Origin of the sequence: Streptomyces sp. NPDC044984, assembly GCF_040646935.1 — a bacterium.
Classification (GTDB): domain Bacteria; phylum Actinomycetota; class Actinomycetes; order Streptomycetales; family Streptomycetaceae; genus Streptomyces.
This window is the reverse complement of record NZ_JBEZBE010000013.1, coordinates 142,692-153,790: the sequence shown is the minus strand read 5'-3', so window position 1 is coordinate 153,790 and position 11,099 is coordinate 142,692. Positions and strand designations below refer to the sequence as shown.

11 protein-coding genes are annotated in these 11,099 nt (G+C 73.4%); 6 read left to right on the top strand and 5 right to left on the bottom strand.

Annotated elements, in window-relative coordinates; all coding sequences use genetic code 11:
* The first annotated feature begins 233 nt into the window (after window positions 1-233).
* Together AB0A94_RS16700 and AB0A94_RS16695 are read left to right on the top strand one after the other, a co-directional pair.
* Window positions 234-1,307 (top strand): alcohol dehydrogenase catalytic domain-containing protein, encoded by a 1,074-nt coding sequence (locus AB0A94_RS16700; protein ID WP_361744894.1) that lies wholly within the window; start codon window positions 234-236, stop codon window positions 1,305-1,307.
* Window positions 1,308-1,436: 129 nt separating this feature from the next.
* Window positions 1,437-2,033 carry a hypothetical protein gene (locus AB0A94_RS16695; RefSeq protein WP_361744892.1) on the top strand — a complete coding sequence of 199 codons (597 nt, stop codon included), beginning with the start codon at window positions 1,437-1,439 and terminating at the stop codon, window positions 2,031-2,033.
* Window positions 2,034-2,292: 259 nt separating this feature from the next.
* Here AB0A94_RS16695 and AB0A94_RS16690 read toward each other — a convergent pair whose 3' ends face one another.
* A complete protein-coding gene (locus AB0A94_RS16690; RefSeq protein WP_361744890.1) occupies window positions 2,293-2,742 on the bottom strand; it encodes an SRPBCC family protein in 450 nt (149 codons plus the stop codon).
* A gap of 107 nt (window positions 2,743-2,849) precedes the next feature.
* On the bottom strand, window positions 2,850-3,491 hold the full coding sequence (locus tag AB0A94_RS16685) for a class I SAM-dependent methyltransferase (RefSeq protein WP_361744888.1): 642 nt from the start codon (window positions 3,489-3,491) through the stop codon (window positions 2,850-2,852).
* Between the two features lie 119 nt (window positions 3,492-3,610).
* Here AB0A94_RS16685 and AB0A94_RS16680 point away from each other — a divergent pair, with 119 nt between their 5' ends.
* The gene (locus tag AB0A94_RS16680; RefSeq protein WP_361744886.1) at window positions 3,611-4,063 is read left to right on the top strand and encodes a flavodoxin family protein; all 453 of its coding nucleotides are present in this window, start codon (window positions 3,611-3,613) and stop codon (window positions 4,061-4,063) included.
* A gap of 18 nt (window positions 4,064-4,081) precedes the next feature.
* On the opposite strand, the gene AB0A94_RS16675 is transcribed toward AB0A94_RS16680, so the two are convergent.
* Window positions 4,082-5,164 carry a YihY/virulence factor BrkB family protein gene (locus AB0A94_RS16675; protein ID WP_361744884.1) on the bottom strand — a complete coding sequence of 361 codons (1,083 nt, stop codon included), beginning with the start codon at window positions 5,162-5,164 and terminating at the stop codon, window positions 4,082-4,084.
* A 104-nt stretch (window positions 5,165-5,268) separates the two neighbouring features.
* Between AB0A94_RS16675 and AB0A94_RS16670 the strand changes: the two genes are divergently transcribed.
* The 3 genes from AB0A94_RS16670 (at window position 5,269) to AB0A94_RS16660 (ending at window position 9,049) form a co-directional block, all read left to right on the top strand.
* The gene (locus AB0A94_RS16670) at window positions 5,269-5,901 is read left to right on the top strand and encodes a GNAT family N-acetyltransferase (protein ID WP_361744882.1); all 633 of its coding nucleotides are present in this window, start codon (window positions 5,269-5,271) and stop codon (window positions 5,899-5,901) included.
* Window positions 5,902-6,080: 179 nt separating this feature from the next.
* Window positions 6,081-6,755, top strand: a complete 675-nt coding sequence (locus AB0A94_RS16665; RefSeq protein ID WP_361744880.1) for a lytic polysaccharide monooxygenase auxiliary activity family 9 protein — start codon at window positions 6,081-6,083, stop codon at window positions 6,753-6,755.
* A gap of 281 nt (window positions 6,756-7,036) precedes the next feature.
* Window positions 7,037-9,049, top strand: a complete 2,013-nt coding sequence (locus AB0A94_RS16660) for a DUF1996 domain-containing protein (protein ID WP_361744984.1) — start codon at window positions 7,037-7,039, stop codon at window positions 9,047-9,049.
* A 105-nt stretch (window positions 9,050-9,154) separates the two neighbouring features.
* On the opposite strand, the gene AB0A94_RS16655 is transcribed toward AB0A94_RS16660, so the two are convergent.
* A complete protein-coding gene (locus AB0A94_RS16655; protein WP_361744878.1) occupies window positions 9,155-10,123 on the bottom strand; it encodes a DMT family transporter in 969 nt (322 codons plus the stop codon).
* Between the two features lie 114 nt (window positions 10,124-10,237).
* Window positions 10,238-11,098 (bottom strand): DUF4232 domain-containing protein, encoded by an 861-nt coding sequence (locus AB0A94_RS16650; protein WP_361744876.1) that lies wholly within the window; start codon window positions 11,096-11,098, stop codon window positions 10,238-10,240.
* Window position 11,099: the final 1 nt, after the last annotated feature.

Below are 11,099 nucleotides of genomic sequence, written 5' to 3'. Positions count from 1 at the left end.
AGGGGCGGCGGGGGCGGGAGAAGGCTCGGACATCCGGGCAGCGCGGGGTGCGGAATCACGGGGCCGCCCCGACGGCGTGACAGGGGGGCCGTCCGGCCCGAGCGGATCCGGCGTCCTGCGCCCAGACTGGAAGTGGGGGGCGTTCCCGGCGCTCACTCGGAGCCCCCGCCGACCCGGGCGGACGCGCTCCCGGCGCCGAAGCCCGCCGCCGAGCGAGAAGGGTGAGGATCGGCATGAAGGGCTACGTCTTCCACGGCCCCGGGCAGTCCGCCTGGGAGGAGGTTCCCGACCCGGCCGTCGAGGAACCCGGCGACGCCATCGTGCGCGTCGACGCCGTCACCGTCTGCGGCACGGACCTGCACATCCTCAAGGGCGACGTGCCCGGGGTCCGTCCGGGCACCGTCCTGGGCCACGAGGCGGTCGGCGAGATCGTCGAGACCGGCGGCGACGTCCGCACCGTGCGCCCCGGGGACCGCGTCCTGGTCTCCTGCATCACCGCCTGCGGGCGCTGCGGCTACTGCCGCGAGAGCGTGTACGGCCAGTGCCGGGGCGGCGGGGGCTGGATCCTCGGCCACCTCGTCGACGGCACCCAGGCCGAGTACGTACGCGTCCCGTACGCCGACCTCTCCGTGCACCCGCTGCCCGGCGCCGTCGCGGGCGAGGACGCCGTACTGCTGGCCGACATCTTCCCCACCGCCTACGAGGTGGGCGTGCTCAACGGGCGGGTGCGCCCCGGTGACACGGTCGTCGTGGTCGGCGCCGGGCCCGTCGGCCTCGCCGCGATCGCCACCGCCCGGCTGTTCGCGCCCGAGCGTATCGTCGCCGTCGATCCGGCCGCCGCACGGCTGCAGGCGGCGAAGGAGTTCGGCGCCGACGCCGTGGCCGACGCGGACGAGACCCCCGAGCAACTGGTCGAGGACCTCACCGGCGGGCTCGGCGCGGACGTGGTCATCGAGGCGGTGGGTGTTCCGGAGACCTTCGAACTGTGCGCCCGCATCGTGCGGCCCGGCGGACACCTCGCCAACGTCGGTGTGCACGGCGCACCCGCCACCCTGCACCTCGAGGACCTGTGGGCCAGGAACGTCACCATCACCACCGGGCTCGTCGACACCCGCTCCACCCCCACCCTGCTGCGGATGGCGGCCGCCGGCCGGCTGCCCACCCGCCGGCTGGTCACCCACACGTTCCCGCTCGACCACATGCAGGAGGCCTACGACGTCTTCGGCAACGCCGCCGAGACCGGGGCGCTCAAGGTCGTCCTCGGCGTCCCGCAGCACGAGGTGGTGCCCGTGCACCCGACGGTCTGACGGGCAGCGGCCGGACCGGGCCGTCCGGTCCGTGCGGGAACGGGGCTTCCGGTCCGTGCGGGAACGGGGCGGTCGGGTCCACCCTGGAGTGAGGCGCCGTTCGTCACCCGCGCGAGGAGGTGACCTCCGATGGCGAGGACGCAGGGTACGAGGTCCCGGAGGGTGCGGTTGTGGCGGTGGCGGAGGAACCCGCTGCGCCGCCGCAGTGATCTGGCCGAGGCCTGGCTGGTGCTCGTCACACTCCTCCTCGCCCTGCTGCTCGGGGCGTTCTCCGGGCTGGCGGCGGCCGCGGCCGTGGACGGGTCGCTCGCCGAACGCCGGGAGCGGACCACCCCCGTCCCCGCCGTACTGGCCGAGGACGCCGCCGGGCTGTCCGCGCCGGTGACGGAGAACGGGGACGGCGGCGTATGGGCCAAGGTGCGGTGGACCGCCCCCGACGGCACCGGCCGCACGGGCCGGGCCGAGGTCGATCCGGGGAGCCCGGCGGGCGCCGGGGTCACCGTGTGGACGGACCCCGCGGGCCGGCTGGTCTCCGCACCGCCCGACGGCGCGGAAGCACGGTTCCAGACCGTCATGGCCGGTGCCACGGTCGCTGTCGCCGCCGGGGGAGCGGTCCTGCTCGGCGGATGGCTCGTCCGCGCCCGGCTGCGACTGCGGCGCCTGGCCGAGTGGGAGGCCGAGTGGCGCCGGGTCGAACCGTCGTGGCGCAGGCGCATGACGGGCTGAGGCGCATGACGGGCTGAAGGAATGCCGGGCTGAGGGAATGCCGGGGCGGGGCGGTCACCGCCGTGGCCGCTGGGACCGCGGCGGCCGTGTCCGGCGGCTTCGGCCGCCAGGTCTCCGGGGCGCGCGGTGCGGGCCGAAGCCCCTGCCGCGGACGGCCGCGGTCCCGGCCCGAAGGCCGGGACCGCGGGGGCCGCCGTGCCGGAGGGGACCGGGACGACGGAGTGCGGGGCGGCGCCCGGACGGCGCCGCCCCGCGGAGGTCAGACCTCGCCGCGCCAGGCGCCCGTCTCCAGACCGCGCCGCTCGATGAACTCCTTGAACCGCTTCAGGTCCCCGCCGACCTGCCGCTTGACGAAGCCGAGCTTGTCGCCCACGTTCTCGGTCATCCCCTGCGGGTCGAAGTCCATCTGCAGCATCACCTTGGTGGTGGTGTCCCGCACCCGGTGGAAGGTGACGACCCCGGCCTGCCGCGCCTCGCCGTCGACCGTGGTCCAGGCGACGCGCTCGTCCGGGATCTGCTCGGTGATCTCGGCGTCGAACTCCCGCTCCACGCCCCCGACCTTGGTCACCCAGTGGGTCAGCGTGTCACTGCGCTGCTCGATGCGTTCCACGCCGCCCATGAACTCCGGGAAGCTCTCGAACTGGGTCCACTGGTTGTAGGCGGTGCGGACCGGGACGTCGACCTCGATCGATTCCTCTACCTGCGACATGCGTCGGCTACCTCGCTTTCCGATGGGGAACGGAAGACGGGTACCTGATCCGGCGCCGATCATTCCTGACGATCCGTCACCCCGGCCGGCCGAGGGCCGGCCGGGGGTCACGCCTCCTCGCGGCGGCAGTGCAGGAAGAGCTGCGGCTCCGGCCGGGCGTCGGGATGGGCCGGGGTGAACATCACGCTCTCCTGCGACTCCACCGCCAGGCCCGCCGCCCGCACGAGGGCGACGACGTCCTCGGCCGCGAAACTGGTGACGCGCACGTCCTGTCCCATGAAGACGCCCTCGAACCCCTCGACGTCCAGCGGCACGGTGGCCAGCGCCAGCAGGCCGCCCGGCCGCAGCGCCCGCGCCAGCCGGCGCACCAGCTCCGACTGCTCCGCACGGGACATCTGCAGCAGCGCGAAGTACACGCAGACCGCGTCGAACGAACCGTCCTCGAGCGGCATCCGTCGGATGTCGGCGCACCGGAACTCCGCTCCGGGCACCTGCCGGGAGGCGATCTGCACCATCACCGGGGACACGTCGACGCCCAGCACCCGGTGGCCGGCCCCGGTGAGCGCGGCGGCCGTGGGGCGGCCCGTGCCGCTGCCCACGTCCAGCACCCTGCTGCCGGGCGCCAGCCCCTCGAGCAGCCGGTCCAGCGACGCCCGGTGCGCCGGCGAGGAGGCGAACGCCTTCTCGTACTCGCCGCCCAGCGCGTCGAACACCGCCGCCGCCGGTGACCCGTGACCCTCGTCGACCAAGACGCACCCCGTCTCCACGTACCGATGCGGGGCATCGTGTCATCCCCGTCCCGCCGTCACAACGGGACACCGCCCGTGGCGGCTTGCGGGCACGCGGACCGGCACGGCAGGGTCGGGGCGTGCCGACTCTGCTGATCGTCCACCACACGCCCTCGCCGAACTGCCAGGCGATGTTCGAGGCCGTCCTCTCGGGCGCCACCACCGAGGAGATCGAGGGTGTCCGGGTGGTGCGGCGGGCGGCGCTGTCCGCCACCGCCGCCGACGTCCTGGACGCCGACGGCTACCTCCTCGGCACCCCGGCGAACCTCGGCTACATGTCGGGCGCGCTCAAGCACTTCTTCGACCAGGTCTACTACCCCTGCCTGGACACCACCCGGGGCCGGCCCTTCGGTTACTACGTGCACGGCGGGAACGACGTCACGGGCGCGGTGCGGGGCATCGAGTCGATCGCGACGGGCCTCGGCTGGCGGCGCGCCGCCGACGGCGTGACCGTCACCGGCGAACCGGACCGGGCCGCCGTCGAGCGGTGCTGGGAGCTGGGCGCCACGGTCGCCGCGGGCCTGATGGACTGAGCCCCGCCGACGGCACCGTCAGGTCTCGTCCATGCGCCGCCGGTCCTGCTCGTCCCAGGCCCGGGTGTCGCGCGGCTGCGTGTACGGCTCCGCCTCGGGCGGGTGGCCCCCGGCGATGGCCCGCTGCCGGGCGATCTCCGCGTCGAACTCCAGCCCCAGCAGGATGGCCAGATTGGTGATCCACAGCCAGATCAGGAACACGATGACGCCGGCCATCGTGCCGTACGTCTTGTTGTACGACCCGAAGTTGGCCACGTACAGGGCGAACCCGGCGGAGGCGATCAGCCAGATCACCAGCGCGAGGAAACTGCCCGGAGTGATCCACCGGAACCCCTTGACCCTGGCGTTCGGAGCCGCCCAGTACAGCAGTGCGATCATGATCACGACCAGGACGACCAGCACTGGCCACTTGGCGAGCGACCACACGGTCAGCGCGGTGTCGCCGAGGCCGAGCAGGTCGCCCGCCTGACGGGCCAGCCCGCCGGTGAAGACCACGATCAGCGCACTGATCACGGCCATCACCATCAGGGCGACCGTCACCCCGAGCCGTACCGGCAGCACCTTCCACACCGGGCGGCCCTCGGGCATGTCGTAGACCGCGTTCGCCGCGCGCATGAACGCCGCCACGTAACCCGACGCCGACCAGACGGCCAGCACCAGACCGACGATCGCCACGATCGACCCGATGCCCGCCCTGCCCTGCAACTGCTGCACCGCCTGGGTGAGGATGTCGCGGGCCGCACCGGGGGCGGTGAGCTCCTGGAGGTTCTCCAGCACCTTGTCCGTGGTGGACCTGCCGGTGAGGCCCAGGACCGACACCAGGGCCAGCAGCGCCGGGAACAGCGCCAGCACGCCGTAGTACGTCAGGGCGGCGGCCCGGTCGGTGAGCTCGTCGTCCTTGAACTCGCGCACGCTGCCTTTCAGCGCCGCGCCCCACGCTCCTTTCGGCAGCTTGCCCGGCGTGTCCGGTGCCGCCCGCTCCACCTCGTCACTGGGCCCGGGCTCGTCCGCCGCCGCGTCGCTCCCGTAACCCGGACGGGACTCGTCCGTCGCGCTCTCGTCGGTCCGCGGGCCGTTCCGCCCCGGGATATGCAGCTTCATGTCTCCCGGGTAACCAGGGGCCGGCGGGCTAAGCCGGGAAACCGGAGCCCGGCCCGGCCGGAAAGGGGTTGTGGGAGCGCTCCCAAGTGGGCAGGATGCCCAGCATGACCGAGTCCCCCAGGATCCGCCCGTACCGCCGCGAGGACCGGCCGGCCCTCGACGACATCTGCATCCGCACCGCGCACAACGGCCAGGACAGCCGCCCCCACTACACCGACCCCACCGTCTTCCCCGACACCTTCGCCGCGCCCTACGTCCATCTGGAGCCGGAACTGGCCTTCGTGCTGGACGACGGCCGGGGCCGGGCGGTCGGCTACATCGTGGGCACCGCCGACACCGTCCGCTTCGCCAGGGCCTTCCGCACCGCCTGGCTGCCCCTGGTGGCCGACCGCCACCCCGAGCCGTCCGGCCCGCCGGCCACCCCGGACGAGGTGATCGCCCGGCTCCTGCACCACCCCGAGCGGATGATCCTCCCGGAACTGGCCGCCTGGCCGGCCCACCTGCACATCGACCTGCTGCCCGACTGGCAGGGGCGTGGTCACGGACGGCGGCTGATGCGGACCTTCCTCGAGGCCCTGCGGGACGGGGGAGTGCCGTCCGTCCACCTCGTCATGGCGGCGGCCAACAAGCCCGCCCGGGCCTTCTACGACCGCATGGGCTTCGAGGAGATCGACACCTCGATGGACGACTCGGCCGTCTGCCTCGGCCGTACGACGCACGATCTCGACGGGCTCTGAGGGGCCGGTACCGGTCTCCGTCGAACGCATCGAATGCGCCACCGCCCGCGCGGAAGTGGCGCGAACGCGCATTGCTGCTCCGCTTCGGCGGGCGCAGCCTGTGCACTGGGAGCGCTCCCATGGCGGCCGTGGGGGCGCGCCCGCATCCCCGCGACCCCCACAGCGGAAAGAGGGAATCCATGGTTTGTCATGTTCATGACGTTGTGTCGCTCCGGTCCCGTCTGTCGCTCGCCCTGACCGTGGCCGTCGCCGCGCTGCTCTGTCTGATCCCCTGGAGCGGTACCGCCGTCGCCCACGGCTCGGTGATCGACCCCGCGTCCCGCAACTACGGCTGCTGGCAGCGCTGGGGGAGCGACTTCCAGAACCCGGCGATGGCCCAGGAAGACCCGATGTGCTGGCAGGCGTGGCAGGACGACCCCAACGCCATGTGGAACTGGAACGGCCTCTACCGCAACGGCTCCGCCGGCAACTTCCAGGCCGTCGTCCCCGACGGCCGGCTGTGCAGCGGCGGACACGCCGAGGGCGGGCGCTACGACTCCCTCGACGCGGTGGGCGCCTGGAAGACGACGAACGTGGACGACGACTTCACCGTCAAGCTGTACGACCAGGCCGGCCACGGCGCGGACTACTTCCTCGTCTACGTCACCCGGCAGGGCTTCGACCCCACCACCGAGCAGCTGGGCTGGGACGACCTCCGGCAGCTGGCCCGCACCGGCTCGTACGCGCCCAGCCAGAACTACTCGATCCCGGTGAGCACCTCCGGCCTCAGCGGCCGCCACGTCGTCTACACGATCTGGCAGGCCTCGCACATGGACCAGACGTACTTCCTGTGCAGTGACGTGAACTTCGGCTGATTCACCGGCACTTGACCGCTCCCGTCCCCAAGTCCCCGCCGGGCCGCACGAGTCCGGCGGGGACCGGTGCGTACGGGACCGGGGTTCTCTGAGATTCCGCGAAGAATCCGTGAGGCCTTTGAACGCGCGGCGGTCCGCCTGCGTATGGGGCGTGGGAATCCCCTGCCCACCCCCCGCGACAGAAGCGTAGGAGTACCGCCTTGGCACGCAACACACGCAGACGCCCCAAACAGCGCGCGACGCTCGCCGCCTTCGCCCTGATCCTGGGCGGAGGCGGGATGATGGCGGCCAACGTCTACGCTTCCGCGACGGAGGAGGGCGCGCCGGGCGGCGGCCGGGTCCTCTCGGGCGCCACGATCGACTGCCCGGACGTGGCCACCGAGCTGACGTCGGTGCCGCAGGAGGCGCGGGCGGAGGTCGACAAGGAACTCGCCGCGCTCGACGCGCAGATCGCCGATGCCTACAAGAGGCTCGGGGAGTCGGCCGAGGCTCTCCGGCAGGACCCGGGCTTCGCGGACGACGCGGTCGCCGGGCCGCTCGAGGAGAAGCGTTCCGCGACCCTCGCGCGCATCGCGACCGCCATCGACCGGGCCGGCGACCGGCCCGCCGGCCTCGAGGAGCTCGCCGCCTGTGCCGTGCGCGAGTCCGGCAACGCCGCACAGCCGGACGCCGGGCAGGAGGACGCCGGTGACGAGGGCGCCGGCGACGAGGGCGAGCAGGCGGGTGACGGAGGCGACGGCCAGGATCAGCAAGGTCAGGGCCAGCAGGGCCAGGACCAGCAAGGTCAGGGCCAGCAAGGTCAGGGCCAGGGCGGAAACGGCGGTCAGGCCGGCAACGGGCCCGTCGCCGGCGACTACGTCGACATCGAGAGCGTCCAGCCCAACGTCACCGAGCCGCGGCAGACGGGCAACGCCTCCCGCGGCACCTTCACCAGCGAGTGCGGCGTCAACGAGAACGGCCTGTTCAACTCGGACAACGTGATCGCCGCCCCGGGTGTCGGCAACGGCGCCCACCACTTCCACGACTACATCGGCAACCAGGCCACCAACGCCTTCTCCAGCGACGAAGACCTGGCGCGGGCGGACACCAGCTGCGCGGACCAGGGCGACAGGTCGTCGTACTACTGGCCCGTGCTGCGGCTGCAGAACGGCACCGAGGAGCAGGACGCCCAGTCCCCGGGCGGCGGCATCGAGGGCAACGTCGGTGAGATCGTCACGCCCAAGGAGGTCACGCTGACCTTCGAGGGCAACCCGCGGGGCGAGGTCACCGCCATGCCCCGGCTGCTGCGCATCATCACCGGCGACGCCAAGTCGTTCGTCAACGGCCCCGCCAACGCCAACGCCTCCTGGAGCTGCACCGGCTTCGAGGACCGGCAGCTGACGGACAAGTACCCGCTGTGCCCGCAGGGCAGTGACGTGGTGCGCACGTTCGACTTCCAGAGCTGCTGGGACGGCCGCAACATCGACAGCGCCAACCACCGTACGCACATGGCGTTCGCGGACGCCGAGGGCGCCTGCCCGTCCGGCTTCAAGCCGGTGCCGCAGCTGGTGCAGCGCATCGTCTACGACGTCGACGCACCGAGCCTCGACGACGGTGGCAGGACGACTCCGCTGTTCGCGGTGGACTCCTTCCCGGAGCAGCTGCACAAGCCGATCACGGACCACGGTGACTTCATCAACGTCTTCGACGAGGACCTGATGAACGAGATGGTCGACTGCATCAACGAGGGCCGCACCTGCGGTGCCGGCGGCGGCAACGACGGCGGCGGCAACGGCGGCGGCGAGCCGGGTGAGGAGCCCCAGCAGCCGGAGGAGCCCACGGCCACGCCCGGCGACCCGGGCCAGGGCAGCGACGGCGGCAACCAGGGCGACGGCGGCGACAAGCCCGGCGACGACGGCAACCAGGGCGACGGCGGGCAGGAGCAGCCGTCGGATCCCCCGGCCGCCGAGGAGCCCCCGGCCGCCGAGGAGCCCGCGGAGGGCGAGGAGCCCGCTGAGGGCGACGGCGCAGCCCGGCCCGAGCAGCCCGATGTGAAGGCTTCCACCCCGGCCGAGGACGCCGACATCGGGAACCAGGTCGGCGACAAGGGCGGCAACGACGAGGGCGGCCAGGCGGCCCAGGCCGCCGAGGTGCCCGGCAGTCTCCCGGAGCTCGGGTCCGAGGACGGGACCGAGGCGCAGGCCGAGACCGGCAGCCTCGCCGAGACCGGGGCCCAGCTCTGGCCCGCCGCGCTGGGCGGAGTGCTGGTGATCTTCGGATTCTTCGTCCTGCGGAGCGTGAGGCGCGGGGCCTGACCCGACGCGGCACATGAACGGCGGCAGGACCCGGCCCGGGTCCTGCCGCCCCGTGTTTCCCTCCCCCTCCGCACCGATGCGGAGCAGGAGCGGGAGGCCGCGGGCTCAGCGGCTGGGGGCGTCGGCCAGGGCGTCCGGTTCGGCGGCCGTGGAGGAGCGGCCTCGTTCGGGCAGGGCGGCGCGGAACCGGCGCAGGCCCGCCGGCACACCCAGCGCGCCGGACCCCAGGGCGACCCCGGCGCCGACCAGGGCGCTGCCCACCGCCTGGGACGCACCGTAGGAGCCGGTGCCGACGAGCGGCGCGGTGCACGCGGCCGCCACCGGGATCAGACCGGAGAACAGGGTGGCCCGTTCGGCACCGATCCGCTGCATGCCCATGTACCAGCACACGAAGCCGACGACGGTGACCACCACCGCCTGCCACAGCAGCGCCGTCGCCTCGACGCCGTCCGGGCGGCGCAGCCACGCGGACCCGTCGAGCAGCAGCCCGGCCGCCGCCGACTCGACCGCGGCGACGCCGCACACCGTGGCGGACAGCAGACGGGGGCCCAGGGGCCGCAGCACGGGCACGGCCAGTACGGCGAACCCGACCTCCCCGACGAGCGCGCACAGCGAGAAGGCGAGGCCCGCCCCGTCCGTACGCCCCCAGCCCTGCACGGTGAAGGCGCCGACGGCCACCGCCGACGCCCCGTACAGCACCGCCCGCCTCGGCCGCCGGCCGTCCAGCAGGGGGACGAGGACGGCGACCACGACGGGCGCGCAGCCCACGAAGACGCCGGGCACCGCCGGCTCCGCGGTCCGCTCCGCGGCCAGGACGGCCAGGTTGAACCCGACCATGCCGACCGCGGCGAGCAGCGCCAGCCGGGCCCACAGGCGCGGCGGGAGCGACCGCAGCCTGGCGGCCGCGCCCCGGCCGGCCAGGGGGATCAGCAGCAGACAGGCCAGCGCGTACCGCAGGAACTGACCGCCCGCGTACGGGTAGTCGCCGAGGACGCTGTTGGCGGTGAAGGAGCCTCCGACGAGGACACAGGCGAGCGCGGCGAGCAGGGCCCCGCGCGTGGTGACGGCGTTCATGACACCGACGCTAGAAAGAACGGCGGCCCGCCGAGGGGTCCACTTCCACCCCGTTGTCGGGGACCAATCCGGCCGGGAAGCCGCTCCTCCGGGAAAGCCATTACTCCGGGGAAGCTACTCCTCCTCCTTCTTCCAGGGGCCGACGCCCAGCTTCCCCGTCGTCCCGAGGTCGAGTTCGGGGACGAGCGTCACCGGGTCCGCCCCGGACTTCGCCCGCACCCGCACGTAGGGGACGTCGACCGCCGCACCCGCCTCGACCGTGTTGCGCCACACCAGGCCGGCCCAGGCACCCTCACCCGGCTTCAGCACGAGCGGCAGGGCCGGGCCGTCCGCCCCCGTGCCGCCGGCGACGGAAGCGCCGTCGCGCAGGACCCGGACACCGTCCACCGGTTCGTGGTCCTCGTCGAAGAGCCGGACGTCGGGATAGCCGTGCAGCGAGTAGGGCCGGGTGCCGCAGTTCTCCAGACGCACGGACACCACCCGCAGGCCCATGGCGGCGTTGGCGTCGTCCGCGTACACGCGGACACCGGAGTCCGGACACGGGCCCCCCGGGGACGGCGTCTCGTCGGCCGGCACGCTGCGCACCTTGGCGATCCGTACCCGGCTCGCGTCCCCCGGGCCCGCCATCGACCCGCTCAGCGAGACCCTGCCCGGGACCGTCCGGCCCGGAGCCACGTCCTGGACGGTCCCCTCGGTGTTGTACAGCACCCTCCCCGCCTCGGACAGGATGTCGAACGTGACCGTGTAGGTGTGGGGCCCGGCTTCCGTGTGGGTGAGCTCGAACAGGACGCAGCCCCCGCTTCCGCCGTCGAATCCGGTGATCCGGACCCCGTCCCGTTCCAGCTCGGTGTCCGTGCCGGAGGGCCGCCCCGCGCAGGAGGCACCGGACGGAGACGGCTCGGCACGCGTGTCGCACGCGGTGACCGACAGGGCGCCGGCGAGGACGACGGCAAGGGAGAGGAAGTTGCTGCGCATG